At 68.4% G+C, this 15,501-nt stretch carries 15 protein-coding genes; 12 read left to right on the forward strand and 3 right to left on the reverse strand.

Translation table 11 applies throughout. The features are described from left to right. The first annotated feature begins 125 nt into the window (after nucleotides 1-125). Both rnd and MFF07_RS10770 read left to right on the forward strand, forming a co-directional pair. A complete protein-coding gene (gene rnd, locus MFF07_RS10765) occupies nucleotides 126-1,277 on the forward strand; it encodes a ribonuclease D (protein ID WP_147818488.1) in 1,152 nt (383 codons plus the stop codon). A 138-nt stretch (nucleotides 1,278-1,415) separates the two neighbouring features. Further along, a complete protein-coding gene (locus MFF07_RS10770; RefSeq protein ID WP_147818487.1) occupies nucleotides 1,416-1,703 on the forward strand; it encodes a hypothetical protein in 288 nt (95 codons plus the stop codon). A gap of 12 nt (nucleotides 1,704-1,715) precedes the next feature. On the opposite strand, the gene MFF07_RS10775 is transcribed toward MFF07_RS10770, so the two are convergent. Together MFF07_RS10775 and erpA are read right to left on the reverse strand one after the other, a co-directional pair. Next, nucleotides 1,716-3,605 (reverse strand): aq_1923 C-terminal domain, encoded by a 1,890-nt coding sequence (locus MFF07_RS10775; RefSeq protein WP_147818486.1) that lies wholly within the window; start codon nucleotides 3,603-3,605, stop codon nucleotides 1,716-1,718. Between the two features lie 168 nt (nucleotides 3,606-3,773). Then, a complete protein-coding gene (gene erpA / locus MFF07_RS10780) occupies nucleotides 3,774-4,100 on the reverse strand; it encodes an iron-sulfur cluster insertion protein ErpA (RefSeq protein ID WP_147818499.1) in 327 nt (108 codons plus the stop codon). A gap of 140 nt (nucleotides 4,101-4,240) precedes the next feature. Between erpA and MFF07_RS10785 the strand changes: the two genes are divergently transcribed. Beyond that, on the forward strand, nucleotides 4,241-5,509 hold the full coding sequence (locus MFF07_RS10785; RefSeq protein ID WP_147818485.1) for a deoxyguanosinetriphosphate triphosphohydrolase: 1,269 nt from the start codon (nucleotides 4,241-4,243) through the stop codon (nucleotides 5,507-5,509). Between the two features lie 41 nt (nucleotides 5,510-5,550). Here the strand turns inward: MFF07_RS10785 and MFF07_RS10790 are convergent, their stop codons facing one another. Then, entirely contained in the window at nucleotides 5,551-6,054 is a 504-nt protein-coding gene (locus tag MFF07_RS10790) for a hypothetical protein (RefSeq protein ID WP_147818484.1), read from the reverse strand. A gap of 664 nt (nucleotides 6,055-6,718) precedes the next feature. Between MFF07_RS10790 and MFF07_RS10795 the strand changes: the two genes are divergently transcribed. The 9 genes from MFF07_RS10795 (at nucleotide 6,719) to MFF07_RS10835 (ending at nucleotide 15,359) form a co-directional block, all read left to right on the forward strand. Then, nucleotides 6,719-8,143 (forward strand): hypothetical protein, encoded by a 1,425-nt coding sequence (locus MFF07_RS10795; protein ID WP_147818483.1) that lies wholly within the window; start codon nucleotides 6,719-6,721, stop codon nucleotides 8,141-8,143. A gap of 167 nt (nucleotides 8,144-8,310) precedes the next feature. Further along, complete coding sequence (gene argS, locus MFF07_RS10800; RefSeq protein ID WP_147818482.1) at nucleotides 8,311-10,068, forward strand: arginine--tRNA ligase; 1,758 nt, start codon at nucleotides 8,311-8,313, stop codon at nucleotides 10,066-10,068. Nucleotides 10,069-10,095: 27 nt separating this feature from the next. Next, on the forward strand, nucleotides 10,096-11,523 hold the full coding sequence (locus MFF07_RS10805) for an SPOR domain-containing protein (RefSeq protein ID WP_238231880.1): 1,428 nt from the start codon (nucleotides 10,096-10,098) through the stop codon (nucleotides 11,521-11,523). A gap of 299 nt (nucleotides 11,524-11,822) precedes the next feature. Then, the gene (nagZ, locus tag MFF07_RS10810) at nucleotides 11,823-12,830 is read left to right on the forward strand and encodes a beta-N-acetylhexosaminidase (RefSeq protein ID WP_147817731.1); all 1,008 of its coding nucleotides are present in this window, start codon (nucleotides 11,823-11,825) and stop codon (nucleotides 12,828-12,830) included. A 148-nt stretch (nucleotides 12,831-12,978) separates the two neighbouring features. Beyond that, entirely contained in the window at nucleotides 12,979-13,248 is a 270-nt protein-coding gene (locus MFF07_RS10815) for a twin-arginine translocase TatA/TatE family subunit (protein WP_147817730.1), read from the forward strand. A 46-nt stretch (nucleotides 13,249-13,294) separates the two neighbouring features. Beyond that, entirely contained in the window at nucleotides 13,295-13,837 is a 543-nt protein-coding gene (tatB, locus tag MFF07_RS10820; RefSeq protein ID WP_238231882.1) for a Sec-independent protein translocase protein TatB, read from the forward strand. Then, nucleotides 13,834-14,634 carry a twin-arginine translocase subunit TatC gene (gene tatC, locus MFF07_RS10825; RefSeq protein ID WP_147817728.1) on the forward strand — a complete coding sequence of 267 codons (801 nt, stop codon included), beginning with the start codon at nucleotides 13,834-13,836 and terminating at the stop codon, nucleotides 14,632-14,634. The genes tatB and tatC overlap by 4 nt, the downstream gene beginning before the upstream one ends. Nucleotides 14,635-14,689: 55 nt before the next feature. Next, nucleotides 14,690-14,935 (forward strand): type II toxin-antitoxin system RelE family toxin, encoded by a 246-nt coding sequence (locus MFF07_RS10830; RefSeq protein WP_238231884.1) that lies wholly within the window; start codon nucleotides 14,690-14,692, stop codon nucleotides 14,933-14,935. 13 nt (nucleotides 14,936-14,948) lie between these two features. After that, the gene (locus MFF07_RS10835) at nucleotides 14,949-15,359 is read left to right on the forward strand and encodes a helix-turn-helix domain-containing protein (RefSeq protein ID WP_238231886.1); all 411 of its coding nucleotides are present in this window, start codon (nucleotides 14,949-14,951) and stop codon (nucleotides 15,357-15,359) included. Nucleotides 15,360-15,501 lie beyond the last annotated feature (142 nt).

Below are 15,501 nucleotides of genomic sequence, written 5' to 3' on the forward strand. Positions count from 1 at the left end.
TCACGCGAGACCGGGCAAGTCAAGGCGCGGGCTTCGGGGGAGGGCGTTTCGCTCCGGCAAACGTCCACGGCGGAATGCCGCCCTTCGCCTCGCAAGGCGCGTCAACCTCCGATATAGCCGAAGGCATGGACCTGATCTCGACCACGTCGGACCTTGCCGACGCCTGTGCCCGCTTCGCCGCGCAGCCCTTCGTCACCGTCGACACGGAGTTCATGCGCGAGACGACCTATTATCCGAAGCTCTGCCTGATCCAGATGGCGGCGCCGGACGGGTTCGCGGCGCTGGTCGACCCGCTGGCCAAGGATCTCGACCTCAAGCCGTTCGTCGACCTGATGGCGGACGAGGGCGTGGTGAAGGTGTTCCACTCGGCCCGCCAGGATCTCGAGATCGTCTGGATGATGGGCGAGCTGCTGCCGCATCCGTTCTTCGACACGCAGGTCGCGGCCATGGTCTGCGGCTACGGCGACTCGGTGTCCTACGAGCAGCTCGTCAACGACCTCGCCAAGGCGAAGATCGACAAGTCCTCGCGCTTCACCGACTGGTCGCGCCGGCCGCTCTCCGAGGCGCAGCTGAGCTACGCGCTCTCCGACGTGACGCATCTCGTCAAGGTCTACGAACTGCTCGTCGCCCAGCTCGTCGAGACCGATCGCGGCGCCTGGCTCGACGACGAAATGGGCGTTCTGACCTCGCCGGAGACCTACCGGGCCGACCCGGCCCAGGCCTGGCGCCGGCTCTCGGGGCGGATGCGCAAGCCGCGCGAGGTCGCCGTGCTGATGGAGGTCGCGGCCTGGCGCGAGAAGGAGGCGCAGACCCGCAACGTGCCGCGCGGCCGGATCCTCAAGGACGAGGCGGTGATCGACATCGCCTCCTCGGCCCCGCGCAGCGTCGAGGCGCTGGGCCGGCTTCGCACGATCCCGACGGGCTTCGAGCGCTCGCGCACCGGCACCGACATCCTGGCCGCGGTCGAGCGCGGTTTCTTGCGCGACACCGCCGACATCAAGCTCCCCGAGCGCGGGCGCTCGCGCGGCGGCAACGCCGCCGTGGTCGAGTTGCTGAAGGTTCTGCTCAAGGCCGTGGCCGAGGCCGAGGGCATCGCCCCGAAGATCATCGCCACCGTGGACGAGCTCGAAGCCATCGCCGACGACGACCAGGCGGACGTGCCGGTGCTGCAGGGCTGGCGCCGCACCCTGTTCGGCGAGAAAGCGCTCGCGCTCAAGACGGGCCGGCTCGCGCTCTCCACCGAGGGCGGCCGCGTCATCGTGCGTGAGTTGCCCTGAGCCGGGAACCTCTCGCCCTGCGCGAGAAAACACGGCGGCCTGTGGGCCGATGAGCATGGTGTTCGGGACGGGACTACCCTAGATCGGGATTAAGCGGCAAAGTTGTTGCCGAATAATCCCGATCGCCGCCCGCCATCCATGTTCGAACCGAACGAAGTCCTGCAGACCCTGACCGGGCGCGGCCACGTCTCCACCGAAGGCGTCGAGGCGGTTCGCGTGCGCTACCGCGTGGTGATCGAACGCCGCGAGGGCAGCATCGTCGCGTCCGGCACGCTGGCCGGCAACCACGCCAGCCTGAAGCCGGTCTGGCTCGTGCCCGACGCGACCTTGCGCCTCAAGAACGGCCGGCGCATCGAGATCTCGATCACCGATCTGGTCGGCGATCTCGCCGAGTTCGAGAGCACCGGGCCGGTATCGCCCACGTAACAAGAACGCCGCTCACTCCGCCTTGGCGTTCACCTCGAGCTTGTCGAGCACGGCGCCGGGACTGCCCGCGGTGCTGAAATCGGCGATGCCGAGGCCGGTCGCGGCCTTCGCCCTGGCGCTGATCGAGAGCGTGCCCGGCTTGGCGGCGAACTTGCCCATGGCCGCGCCTATGGTCTTGGCGGCGGGCGAATTGCCGAGAATCACCGGGATGCCGACGAGGCAGGCGGTGACGTATTCCTTGCGCAGCTCGTCCGGCTTGAGGCTCAGCGACTTCGACTGGGCGTCGATGAAGCGCTCGTAGAGCCCGCCGTTTTCGAGTTTCAGGTCGACCGTCTTGGCGGTGGCCGAGAGCATGGCGAGCCCCGACGCGGCGGCATCGGGATCGAAGATATCGGCTCCGATGCCGCCGAGCGTCGCGTTGAGGTGCAGCGTCCCCATGTCCTTGCCCGAGACCGAAACCTCGCGCAGGGCGAGTTCCTTGGCGCCCTCGTTCCAGGCGGAATCGGCAACGACGTCCAGGTCGATGTCGCGGTAGCCGTAGAGGCCGAGCGAGCCGAGGCCGGGCAGGCCGGCGACGGCCGAGGACGGCATGGTCAGGCCCGAGAGCGACAGGCGGCTCGCCGTCGGCACGCCGTCCCGCGGCGGCCCGAAGGTCATGGTTGCGTCGCGCAGGCCGACGTGAAGCGGAGCCGCCGCGGAGGCCGGAGCTGTCTTGGCGAGGGGGTCGGAGGAGGGAGCCGGCGGCGCGCGCCTGCCGCCGGCGGACCTCTCCTTGGCGGCAGGCTCGGCCTCGGTCGGAACGTCGAGGCTGAGCCCCGAGAGCGTCACGGTGCCGATCAGCGGCGTCAGGCGGCGCATGTCCGCTTCCGACACGGCCTCGTTCGGCTTGGCGAGCCGCCGCAGCGTGGCGACGGTCGGCTCCAGGGAGGTGCCGCTGAGCGAAAACTTCGCGATCGTCGAGCGGGTGCCGGTGCCGGCGAAGCTGATGTCGCTGAGCGAGAGTCCGGCATCGCTGCCGGCCGCCGCGTAGGCGAGGCGGCCGATGGCGAGGTCGACGGGCTTGTCGCCCTTGGTGTCCTGCACGCGCAGGCCGGTGGCCTCCAGGCTGCCGATGGAGACGGCCTCGATCAGGTCCGCGGCGTTGCCGGCCGCCTTGGCGCGACCGGCCGCATCCTCGCCGTCGAAGTCCAGCGCCTTGAAGGCGTCGAGCGCGCCGTTCCAGGTCCCCGGGACCTGGCGGCCGGCGAAATCGCGTCCGGCCAGCCGGGCGAGGCTCACCCGCGTGCCGTTCTCGTCGGTGAAGGCGATGGTTTCGAGCGAAAAAGCCGCGTAGAGGCGCTGAAGTGGGCCCTTGCCGTCGCCGGGCTCGCCGGAGAGGCGCGCCATCGCCGCAAGGTCGACGTCTTCCGCCCTGAATTTCCCGTAGGAGCCGTCGCCGCCGGCCGACTTGCCGTCCGACGCGCCGGCGACGGTGATCGCGGCGCCGGCCGAGGTCAGCTCGGCGATGCGCCCGCCATGCACGCCGCGGGCGACGACGTCGCGATAGACAACGGCCTGCCGGGTGCCGCCGACCGCCTGCTCGACGCGCAGTTCGGGGATGGCGAGGCTGCCCGCATCGAGCCGCGCGAGGCGGGCCGGCCACGGCTCCTTGCCGTCAGCCTTGAAGATCGCGAGGAAGTCGTCCTTCGACAGGCGCGTGCCGCTCGCCGTCAATTTCGGCGCGGTGAAGCGCGTTCCGCCGATCGTCAGGACGACGTCCTGCAGGGCGACGTCCTGTACCGCTGAGGCCGCCTCCTGGGCCCGGACCGGAGCCGCCGCCGGCAGCGCGGACAGCACGGCGAGGCATCCGAGCGACGCGAGCACCGCCCGCCGGAGGCCGTTACGGCCGGTGGATGGGATCATGGCCTTGTCCGGGAAGCTGAACGCGGGGATCGTGGTGCAGGGAGCATGCGGCCCGCTCGCACGGGCGCCTTGCACTGCCGCAGAATGCAAGAGCAGGCAATTGCGCCCAAGCCACGGCAGAGCACCCGCGACGATGCCGGGATTTCGTCGGAACCCGGCGTCGGGCGTTCAGAGCGAGAAGGACGTTCCGCATCCGCAGGACGAGGTCGCCTGCGGGTTCTCGATCTTGAAGGACTGGCCGATCAGGTCGTTGGCGAAATCGATCACCGAACCGCCCATGTACTCGATCGAGACCGGGTCGAGCAGCACCGTGGCGCCGTCCTTCTCGATCACGAGATCCTCCTCGGTGCGGGTCTGCTCGATATCGAAGGCGTAGGAGAAGCCCGAGCAGCCGCCGCCGTTGACGCTGATGCGCAGCGAGCTGCCGGGGGGCTCGGCGCTCATGATCTCCTTGATGCGCTTGGCGGCGCGGGCGGTCAGTTGGATGTCGGCCATGGTCGAGCTCGGCTTCACGGTGCGGTCTCCTTCCTCGTGACCGCACGCGCGACGCGCGATTGCCGGAACGGGACCTGCAGACAAGATATGAGGTAGGCCGACGCACCGCAACGCGGTGCGGGTGAGGAGCAGTGCGAGACGTGGCGCAGGACACATCGACGACGCGGCGTGCGGGCGATCGCTGGCGGGCGGCCTATGCCACCGATCCGGCGGCGACGCGGGGTCGGCTGATCGCAGAGCCGTCCTCGCCGACCCGCAGCGACTTCCAGCGCGACCGCGACCGCATCGTCCACTCCACGGCCTTCCGGCGCCTGAAGCACAAGACGCAGGTCTTCGTGCATCACGAGGGCGACCATTATCGTACGCGCCTGACGCATACGCTGGAGGTCAGCCAGATCGCCCGGGCGCTGGCCCGTGCGCTCGGCCTCGACGAGGATCTGGCGGAGGCGCTCGCGCTCTCGCACGACCTCGGCCACACCTGCTTCGGCCATACCGGCGAGGACGCGCTGCATGCCTGCATGGCCGAGCATGGCGGCTTCGACCACAACGCCCAGGCGCTGCGCATCGTCACCCGGCTGGAGCGGCGCTATGCCGAGTTCGACGGCCTCAACCTCACCTGGGAGACGCTGGAGGGGCTGGTCAAGCACAACGGCCCGCTGCTCGACGGGGCGGGTGCCCCGACTGCGCGCTACCGCCATGCCGGCATCCCGGCGGCGATCCTCGAATACAATGCGCTGAACGACCTCGAACTCGCCCGCTTCGCCGGGCCGGAGGCGCAGGCGGCGGCGCTGGCCGACGACATCGCCTACGATTCACACGATCTCGACGACGGCCTGCGCGCCGGCCTGTTCGAGCTCGCCGACCTGGAGACCGTGCCCTTTTTGCGCGGGTTGCTCGACGAGATCGCGGATCGCTACCCGAACCTCGAAGCCTCGCGAACCATTCACGAGTTGGCGCGGCGGGTGATCACCCGCTTCGTCGAGGACCTGATCGTCGAAAGCGAGCGGCGGCTGGCCGCGCTGAATCCGCGAAGCGTCGCGGACATCCGCGCGGCAGACGCGCCGGTGGTCGCCTTCTCCGAAAAGATCGCGGCGGCGGATGCCGAGATCAAGGCGTTCCTGTTCGCGCGGATGTACCGCAATCCCGACGTCATGGCGGTGCGGGAGAAGGCCGACATCATCGTCGCCGACCTGTTTGCCGCATTCGTCGCCGATCCGCGCCGGATGCCGGCGGAATGGCAGGCAGGCCTCGACGGCGCGGGGGAGGGGCGGCTGGCCCGGCGCGTCGCCGACTACATCGCCGGCATGACGGACACCTACGCGGTGCTCGAACACGGAAAGTTCTTCGCGACGACGCCGAGCCTGTACTGGCGCCCGTCGGACCGCGGCCTGCCACTGGCGGAGCCGTGAGACAGGATGCCGGGGCGGATCGGATCCGCCCCGGGCAGGCTTCAGTAGCCGCAACCGCCGCAGGGTGCGTAGGAATAGGTCGGCACGTAGCTGTAGCAGCCGCCGCACCCGCCATAACCCACCGCCGGCACGTAGCTGCGATAGCCGCCATAGCCGGCGGCGGCATAGCCACCGTACCCGCCGCCGTAGCCATAAGACGAGCCGTATCCTTCGTAGCCGCCGCCATAGCCGTAGCCGCCGCCGAGGGCGCCCGCGGCAAGGCCGAGACCGAGGCCGACGCCGGCACCGGCGAGACCGTAGCCGAGCCCGCGCCCGTAGCCGCGCCCGCCATAGAAGCCGCCCCGTCCGGCGAAGCCGCCGCGGCGATAGCCGCCGAAGCCTCCGCGATAACCGCCATACCCGCCGCGGTAGCCACCGAAGCCGCCGTGATGGCCGCCGAAGCCGCCCCGGCCGTAGCCGCCTCGACCGAACCCGCCCGCCTCGGCGCACGCCGGCACGACGATGAGGGCGGCGAGCGCCGCCCCTGCGAGAAGAATAGCTTTCATCGAGGACTCCTGGATCAGAACTGATCAGCCGGCCTCATCTGGGCGGCCAGGATCCCGCGCGTTCAATGGGGCACTCTACCGAGACGGGACCTCATCCCCTGCGAAGCGCGGACAGCGCCGGCCGCCATCCGCGCCGTCCGCATCCAATCCCGGATATTCGTCGAAGCAACCACCCGTTGCCATCCGAACACCGACGATCCACAGACGTCAAAAACGCATCTGATCGGTGCAGATGCACTACAGTTTCATTCTCTGATAGAAAACTCGTTTCCAACTTCTCAAACGCGTAGAAACAGTCATACTCTGTGTATGCCGCAGCGAGCCAGTCAACCAGGGCGCAGCATCAAGCGCGGTATTCTATTCTAGATTGATGCCTTTATGATACTGAATGTTGCAGAAGATGATATTCATACATTCTGGCTTCAGGGCGTCCAGCACGTATGTATGGTCGCGTTTTCGGAAAAATCAGAAATATATCGCTTATTGCGAAATATTTCATGAAATACTTGCGTCGCTAACTCAACAAAGAATAAGCTCTTTTACACCGGCAAACTGGAACTCCAAGCATCCGCCCGGCGCACCATACTTTCTAGAGTACCTATCCCTAATTCAGGATCCGGGCGGCGTCGCCGGTTTCGATCCGTCGCTCAGCTACGATCGGTTCGTGCCGCCATCCGGCCCGAGCGGTCCGGTATCCGAGGTGGAGGCCGCCTATGTCCGGGCCCTCGTCGACCATGCCGAGCAGCGCGGCCGCGTTCCGGTTCTGACGGAAACCCGCAGCCTGGGCCGGGTCGCGGGCCTCAAGGCGGCGGCGCCGGGCCTTCACGTGGTGCTCTACCGCAACCTCTATCAGCAATGGTGCTCCTATACGGAGCAGGCGACCTGCGGAAACGCGTATTTTCTGGATACGATCACCAAGACTGCGCGTCTCAGCCTACACGATCCGATGATCCGGAATCTTCTTTCGATCTATCCCGTCGAAACCCCATCGACGACAGACATGAACACCTTCTATCTGTTCATGTTTCTGCACATCTACCTCTATTCGCACGCGACCGCCGCGGCCGATCTCGTCATCGACGTCAACCGTCTGTCCGGCGACGCGGCCTATCGCGGCGAGATCGAAGGGGCGTTCGCGGAACGGGACGTCCCGGTCGATTTCTCGGATGCCCGTTCGTCGACCGCCTACTCGCTGGTGAGCTTCCCCTGCCGAGCCGACATGCTCGAACAGATCCGGATCGTCGGCGACGCCATCATCGGGAAGATGGCGTCCGAGCGCGGACGCGCGATCACCGAGACCATCGTGGCCGATCTCTTCGAGGAGCACGAGCGTCACGAGTTCTACAGCAAGCGCCTGCGTTCGGTGCTGCTGTCGACGAGGCACGACAGGGACGCGGCGCTCGCCGCCGCCGAGGCCGTACACGGCCAGATCGCCGGCCTGCAGGACGAACGGGACCGATCCGAAATCGAGAGAGACGCGGCGCTCGCGGCCGTCGAGGACGCGCGTGGGCAGATCGCCGGCCTGCAGGGCGAACGGGAGCAATCCGCAATCGAGCGGGACGCGGCGCTGGCGGTCGCGGATGAAGCGCGGAGGCAAGCGGACGGCCTGCAGGGCGAACGGGATCGATCCGGAATCGAGCGGGATGCGGCGCGCGCCGCCGCCGAGGACGCGCACAGGGCAACCGACGCGATGCGGGCCGAATGCGACCGGCTCAGGGACGAGGCGAACGCGGCATCGCGCGCGGCCGAGGAAATCCGCCATGAGGCCGACGCCCTTCGGAGCGAACGCGATGCGGCCGTCCGGGACCGGGCGGCGATCGAGAGCGAGCATGGCCGGCTCGGCCGGGATCTGGCCTCGCTCTCGGCCCTCCGCGACCGGCTGGCCGGCGAACGGGACGCGGCGCTCGCAGCACATGCGAACGCGGAGCGCGAGCGACAGGGCGCCAGGAGCCGCTACGACGAATTGCTCCGCTGGAGCCTCGCCTTCCACGATTCGACGGCCGCCTCCGTGAGCTGGCGGCTCACGCGGCCCCTGCGCTGGATCGGGCTCGGCCGGCCGACGCGGCCACGGAAACCGGATTTCCTGTGACGGCGGGCTGTCCGGCCGCGGGTCCGAGGTCATCGTCCGATCGCGAACCACGACGACCCTGCGTTCGCGAGGTGGCGCCGTGACACCCCCCGCGCGCGTTGCTATGCCGCCGCGCTGAGACAGGCGGCCGCCGCGATGCGGCCGCGCCAGCGGACAATCATCGGCTCATGAACATCTTCGCTCAGTTCGAGGCGCGCGTGCGCGAGGCCCTCGAATCGCTCGTCCGGTCCGGCGATCTGCCCGACGGCCTCGACCTCTCCCGCGTGGTGGTCGAGCCGCCGCGCGATCCGTCGCACGGCGATCTCGCCACCAATGCCGCGCTGGTGCTGGCGAAGGAGGCCAAGGCCAATCCGAAGGCGCTCGGCGAGGCGCTGGCGGTCGAGCTGCGCAAGGATCCACGGGTCGTCGAGGCAAGCGTCGCCGGCCCAGGCTTCATCAACCTGCGCCTCGTCCCGGACGTCTTCCAGGACGTGGTGCGCGCCGCGCTCTCGGACGAATCCTTCGGCCGCGCCAGGCTGCCGGGCGGGGCTGTGAACATCGAGTACGTCTCGGCCAACCCGACCGGGCCGATGCATGTCGGCCACGGGCGCGGCGCCGTCTTCGGCGATGCCCTGGCGAACCTGCTCGTCGCGGCCGGCCGGGAGGTCACGCGCGAATACTACATCAACGATGCCGGCGCGCAGGTCGACGTACTCGCCCGCTCCGCCTACCTGCGCTACCGCGAGGCGCTGGGCGAGGACATCGGCACGATCCCCGAGGGCCTGTATCCGGGCGACTACCTCAAGCCCGTCGGCCTCCTGCTCAGCCACGAGCACGGCCGCGACCTCCTCGACAAGCCCGAGCTCGAGTGGCTGCCGATCGTCCGCGAAACCGCCATCCAGGCGATGATGGCGATGATCCGCGCGGATCTCGCCGCCATCGGCATCCGGCACGACGTGTTCTTCTCCGAGCGCACGCTGCAGGGCGCAGACGGCGGTAAGGTCGCCGAGCTGATCGCCGTCCTGCGCGAAAAGGGCCTCGTCTACGAGGGCCGGCTGCCGCCGCCGAAGGGACAGGTGCCCGAGGATTGGGAGGATCGCGAGCAGACGCTGTTTCGCGCGACGCAGTTCGGCGACGACGTCGACAGGCCGCTGCTCAAATCCGACGGCGGCTTCACCTACTTCGCCTCCGACATCGCCTATCACCGCGAAAAGTGGCTGGCCGGCGCCTCGGACCTGATCGACGTGCTCGGCGCCGACCACGGCGGCTACGTCAAGCGCATGCAGGCGGCGGTGAAGGCCGTCAGCGACGGTCGGGCCGTGCTCGACGTGAAGTTGTGTCAGCTGGTGCGGCTGTTGCGCGCGGGCGAGCCGGTGAAGATGTCGAAGCGCTCCGGCGAGTTCGTGACGCTGCGCGAGGTCATCGACGAGGTCGGACGCGACGCGATCCGCTTCATGATGCTCTACCGGAAGAACGACGCGACCCTCGACTTCGACCTCGCCAAGGTCGTCGAGCGCTCGAAGGACAATCCCGTCTTCTACGTGCAGTACGGCCATGCCCGCTGCTTTTCCGTGAAGCGGCAGGCGCTCGAGGCGATGCCCGGCGAGGATTTCTCGAAGCCGTCGCTGGCGCGCGATTCGGACCTGTCGATCCTGACCGATCCGGGGGAGATCGAGATGATGCGGCTGATCGCGCAGTACCCGCGGGTGCTGGAATCGGCGGCCGTTGCCCACGAACCACACCGAATTGCCTTCCATCTCTACGAAACGGCCAGCTCTCTCCACAGTTTTTGGAATAAGGGCAAAGACTTGCCGCAATTACGGATTGTTAATCCAACCGACCGAAAGTCCACCCGGGCCCGATTGGCCCTCGTGGAGGCTCTCGGCGGCGTCCTCGCCTCCGGTCTTGCGGTTCTGGGTGTCACCGCGCCGGACGAGATGCGGTGATCTGGCCGGGTTGGAAAGGAATCGACCATGACGACGAACGCTTCGCGTGCGGCGATCGACTTCGACGCCTTCGAGCGTGATCTGCGTCAGGCCTCCCTGCCGGAAGCCGCTGCACCGGCGCCGCAGCGCGCCGACCCCCTGGCCGAACTCGCCCGCATCGTCGGCCAGGACGACCCCTTCCGCGCCCTCCTCGCCTCGCAGGGCGGACAGGCCGGCGCACGCACCTCGGTCGGATCCGCCCAGGCCGGCCGGATCGAGCCGGCCTTCCACGATGCGCCCCAGGCACAGCACGCGGCGGCCGCACAGCCCGCCCATTCTCCCGCCGACGCCTTCGACCAGTACCTCGCCACCGTCGAGCAGGGTGCCTATGCCGAGGACGAAGGTCAGGAGCGGCACGATCCGGCCGCCTTCGACGAATCCGGCCAGGGCTATCGCGCCGTCGTCGCCAAGCGCCCTCGCAGGCAGCTGGTGCAGGTCGGCGCCGGTCTCGGCGTCCTCGCCCTCTGCGTCACCGGCGCGCTCGGCTGGAAGGCCATGGGCGGCCACGGCACCAGCGGCGGCCCGGTGACAGTGCTCGCCGACAAAACACCGCTCAAGGTCGCGCCCCAGGCCGCCGACGGCGTCGAGATTCCCGACCAGAACAAGCAGATCTACGAGCGCAACGCCAAGGACGGCCAGATCAAGGTCGTGAACCGCGAGGAACAGCCCCTCGACGTGGCCCAGGCCGCGCGCTCGGCTGGCGCCACCGGCGGCACGACGCCCGGCAACACCGCGATGCTAACCGATTCGCTCGGCGAGCCACGCCGCGTCCGCACCGTGTCCGTGAAGCCCGACACGCCGGTGACCGCGTCCTCCCAGGCGCAGTCGCAGCCCCAGCGCGTCGCCTCGGCCGATCCCGCCGCACAGATCCCGGCCTCGCCGATCCCGACCATGTCCATGCCGGACGGTTCCGAGGGCGCCTCCTCGCAGACCCCGGCCGTGTCGCCGCGGCGTCCGCAGCGGGCGCTGGCCTCGACCCCGGTGCCGGCAAAGCCGGTGCAGACCGCCGACGCCTCCGGCGCCACGCCGCCGATGCCGGCCGCGGCCCCCGCTGCCGAGGCCGCTCCGGCTCCGGCAGCGCGCAAGGCGGTCCAGCGCGTCGCCTCCGTCTCCCCCGAGACCACCGCCTCCACCGACGCGGCGCCCGTCGCGACGGCCTCCGCGACCGCGCCCGTCGGCGGCTTCTCGGTGCAGATCGGCGTCCGCGCCAGCGAGACCGAGGCGCGCTCGGCCTTCCGCCAGATGCAGGGCAAGTTCAGCCAGCTCTCCGGCAAGCCGGAGCTGATCCAGCAGGCGGAAGTCGGCGGCAAGTCGATCTACCGCGTCCGGGTCGGGCCGCTCGCCAAGAACGAAGCCAACAGCCTCTGCACCGATCTGAAGGGTGCAGGCGGCCAGTGCTTCGTATCGAAGAACTGATCGGCACAGTCTCCTTCAGGCCTCGCGTCGTTCCTGGTTCCGTTTCACGGGCCCGGAATGACGGCCGGTGCCATCGGACTCCGCCGGGAGTCACGTGGGCGGCGCAGTCGCGCGCCGACGTCCACGCGGCCCGACCCCGTGATTCCCGAAAGCAACACCAGCCGGCCGCCTGAGGTCCGTCGGCGGCTCGGCATCGCTTTCGCCTTGCGGCCGGCCGGGGCGCATCCGATTCTCATGCGTTGCCGCCGACGATTCGATACCGCAGCCCGCGTTTCAATCCCAGGACCACCCCGCGAACCATGACCTGCCGCGCCCTGATCCTCGGCTGTTCCGGCACGCATCTCACCGCAGGGGAGGCGGCGTTCTTTCGCGACGTCCGGCCCTGGGGCTTCATCCTGTTCAAGCGCAACATCGGCTCGCCCGACGCGGTACGCGCCCTGACCGCGTCCCTGCGCGAGACCGTGGGTCGCGCCGACGCGCCCATCCTGATCGACCAGGAAGGCGGCCGTGTTCAGCGCATGGGGCCGCCCCATTGGCCGAAATATCCGGCCGGCGCCCGCTTCGGCCGGCTGAACGGCTCGGCCCGGGCCATGGCCTGGCTCGGCGCCCGGCTGATGGCGCATGATCTCGCCGCTGTGGGCATCAACGTCGACTGCGCGCCGATGCTCGACGTGCCGGTCGAGGGTACCCACGACATCATCGGCGACCGCGCCTACGCGCAGGACGCCGACTCCGTCGCAGAGATCGGCCGCGCGGTCGCCGAGGGCCTGATGGCCGGGGGCGTGCTGCCGGTGATCAAGCACATCCCCGGGCATGGCCGCGCCACCAGCGACAGCCATTTCCACCTGCCCGTAGTGGATGCAGACCGGGCGAGCCTCGAGGCGACGGACTTCCGGCCGTTCCGGGCGCTCGCCGACATGCCGCTCGCGATGAGCGCCCACGTGGTCTACCCGCATCTCGACCCGAAGCGGCCAGCCACGCTCTCGCGCATCGTCATCGACGACATCATCCGCGGCGCCATCGGCTTCGACGGCCTGCTGATGAGCGACGACCTCTCGATGAAGGCGCTCAAGGGCGCCTATCGTCGGCGCAGCGAGCAGGCCTTCGCCGCCGGGATCGACGTCGTGCTCCACTGCAACGGGCTGATGCGGCAGATGCGCGGCGTGGTCGCGGGCGCGCCGGTGCTCGATGGCGAGCCCCTGCGCCGGGCCGAGGCCGCCCTGGCCCGGCTCACGGAGAACGCAGAGAGCTTCGACGTTGCCGAGGCGCGCAGCCGCTTCGAGGCCGGGCTGTCGGTGGCGGCCTGAGGCCGAGCCAAGACGATCCGACGCGATTTCGCGGGGCTTCGATCGCCGGTACGAACTTGTGTTCGCTCCGGCCGATCCTTACGTTCACGACAATCGATCGATCAGGGACAGCATCGCGGCGGAGACGGCGCGGTGCGGGATTTTCGCCATGGGCAGCTTGAGTATCTGGCACTGGGTCGTCGTGGCGGTCATCGTCATGCTGCTCTTCGGCCGCGGCAAGGTGTCCGAGCTGATGGGCGACGTCGCCAAGGGCATCAAGGCCTTCAAGAAGGGCATGGCCGAGGACGAGGAGACGCCGCCGAAGCCCCAACAGCCGCCGGTGGCGACGATGCCGAGCGAACCGGTCCGCACCATTCCGCACCAGGGCGAGCCGAGCCATGCACCGGCCCAGCCGGCCACCGATCGCCGAGTGAGCTGAGCCGCTGCCGACCTGATCAGCCGCGCAAGGCGAGACCGAAGACGCCATGCTGGACATGAGCTGGGGCGAGGTGATGCTGATCGGCGGCGTCGCCCTGATCGTCATCGGGCCGAAGGATCTGCCGAAGGCACTGCGCACCCTCGGCCAGATCACGACGAAGGTGCGCCGCATGGCCGGCGAGTTCCAACATCAGTTCAACGAGGCGATCCGCGAGGCCGAACTCGACGACATCAAGCGCGACGTCGCGGACGTGAAGCGGCAGGCCGAGAGCTTCAAACCGAGCTTCAACCCGGTCGACACCATCCGCAACGAACTGAAGAATGTCGTCGAAGGCCGGGCCAAGGCCAGCGATGCCAAGCCGGACCTGATCAAGCCGGACCTGATGCAGAGCACCGCGCCGTCCGCCATCGCCGGCGCAAGCGACGCGGCCACGGAGCGGCTCGCGCAGGGCGGCAGCTATGACGTCCCCAGGCCGACCGAACTGTCGGACGTGGTGCAGCCTGAGATGACCGACGTCATGCGGCCGCTCGCCAAGCCTGACGACCACAAGCCGGACGACACCAAACCTTCGGACGGCCAGCCTTCATGACAAGCGAGACGGACGAGGCCGACATCGAGGCTTCGCGCGCGCCGTTGCTCGACCACCTGATCGAGTTGCGCGCCCGGCTGATCAAGTCGCTGATCGCCTTCATCCTGATGTTCTTCGGGTGCTTCTTCTTCTCGCGCAACATCTACAACGTGCTGCTGCACCCCTACGTCTCGATCGTGGGCGCGGCGAATGCCGAACTGATCGCGACGCATTTCCTCGAGCAGCTCTTCACCAACATCAAGCTCAGCGTGTTCGGCGCGGCCTTTTTGGCCTTCCCGGTGATCGCGACGCAGATCTACGCCTTCGTGGCCCCCGGCCTCTACCGCAACGAGCGCTCGGCCTTCCTGCCCTATCTCGTGGCCACGCCGGTGTTCTTCATCCTCGGCGCACTCGTCGTCTATTTCCTGGCGATGCCGCTGCTGATCTCGTTCTCGGTCTCGCTGCAGCAGGTCGGCGTCGCCGGTGAGCCGACGATCAAGCTCTTGCCGAAGGTCGACGAGTATCTCTCGCTGATCATGACCCTGATCTTCGCCTTCGGCCTCGCCTTCCAGCTGCCGGTGATCCTGACGCTGCTCGGCCAGGTCGGCATCATCGACCAGGCGTTCCTCCGCGAAAAGCGCCGCTACGCCATCGTCCTCGTCTTCGTCGCCGCTGCCATTCTGACGCCGCCCGACGTGATCTCGCAGCTGTCGCTCGCGCTGCCCATGCTGCTGCTCTACGAGGCCTCGGTGTTCTCGGTGGGTCGCGTGGAGAAGATGCGCCGGGCGAAGCGGGTGGCTGCGGGGTTGGAGCCGTAGGGCTTTCCTCGTCTGCGGAGGAGACCTACCATGCGGCTTCTGGCGGGCGGCCGGTATGAACAAAACTCTGATTTACATGCCGGAAGCCGGAAAGGCCTTCCTGAGGTTGCCGGACGCAGTCCAAGAGAGCTTTACGCGCAAGCTGCTGCTGTATGGCCTGACCGGGCAGGGCGACGTGAAGCGGATGGTTGGTCAGGACGCCCTACGTTTACGCGACGGTGATTACAGGGTGATCTTCGAGGAGACTACGACGTCTCTGACGATCGTCGGAGCCGGACATCGAGGCCAAGTTTACCGTTGAATGGAGGCAGGCCGTGAAACCTCAGATTTTGACGACCACCTCGGGCGAAGAACTCATCGTGCTGACACGCCGTGAGTACGACGTGCTGCTTGCGCAACTCGGCGACGAAGATGCCGAGGATCGCATGACGATCAGGCTCGTCGACGAAGCGCGGGCGGCCTTGGACGCCGGGACCGAATTTCTCCTGCCCGTCTGGTTCTCAGATGGGCTGATGGCCAATCGCAATCCGATTCGGACCGTGCGCGAGCATTGTTCGCGGACGCCCGCACAGATGGCGCAGGCGGCGGGGATCACGGAGGAGCAGCTTGCGAGGTTCGAGAGCGGCAAAGCGTTGCCGCCGGCCGCGATTCTCGATGCGATCTCGGCCGACGCCGGCATCGATCCGCGCATCCTCCGGCGCATGTACGAGGAAACCGACGCGTAGGCACGCGCGCCTGATCGTGGACATGCGGGCGGGTTGCTGACAGAAGGCGGGCGCGATCACACACCCCGTCTTTCCGGGGCTCGCCTCGGGCGGGAACCCGGAATCCAGAACCGCCGCAGGCGCCCGGTCCTGCATCGGCGGT

Origin of the sequence: Methylobacterium thuringiense (genome assembly GCF_022179645.1) — a bacterium.
Lineage (GTDB): Bacteria > Pseudomonadota > Alphaproteobacteria > Rhizobiales > Beijerinckiaceae > Methylobacterium > Methylobacterium thuringiense.

Coding starts and splice junctions, on each gene's coding strand:
- MFF07_RS10770 (WP_147818487.1), top strand. CDS start 1,416: ATGTTCGAACCGAACGAAGTCCTGCAGACCCTGACCGGGCGCGGCCAC.
- tatB (WP_238231882.1), top strand. CDS start 13,295: ATGCTGGACATGAGCTGGGGCGAGGTGATGCTGATCGGCGGCGTCGCC.
- rnd (WP_147818488.1), top strand. CDS start 126: ATGGACCTGATCTCGACCACGTCGGACCTTGCCGACGCCTGTGCCCGC.
- MFF07_RS10790 (WP_147818484.1), bottom strand. CDS start 6,054: ATGAAAGCTATTCTTCTCGCAGGGGCGGCGCTCGCCGCCCTCATCGTC.
- tatC (WP_147817728.1), top strand. CDS start 13,834: ATGACAAGCGAGACGGACGAGGCCGACATCGAGGCTTCGCGCGCGCCG.
- MFF07_RS10805 (WP_238231880.1), top strand. CDS start 10,096: ATGACGACGAACGCTTCGCGTGCGGCGATCGACTTCGACGCCTTCGAG.
- argS (WP_147818482.1), top strand. CDS start 8,311: ATGAACATCTTCGCTCAGTTCGAGGCGCGCGTGCGCGAGGCCCTCGAA.
- MFF07_RS10830 (WP_238231884.1), top strand. CDS start 14,690: ATGAACAAAACTCTGATTTACATGCCGGAAGCCGGAAAGGCCTTCCTG.
- MFF07_RS10775 (WP_147818486.1), bottom strand. CDS start 3,605: ATGATCCCATCCACCGGCCGTAACGGCCTCCGGCGGGCGGTGCTCGCG.
- nagZ (WP_147817731.1), top strand. CDS start 11,823: ATGACCTGCCGCGCCCTGATCCTCGGCTGTTCCGGCACGCATCTCACC.
- MFF07_RS10815 (WP_147817730.1), top strand. CDS start 12,979: ATGGGCAGCTTGAGTATCTGGCACTGGGTCGTCGTGGCGGTCATCGTC.
- erpA (WP_147818499.1), bottom strand. CDS start 4,100: ATGGCCGACATCCAACTGACCGCCCGCGCCGCCAAGCGCATCAAGGAG.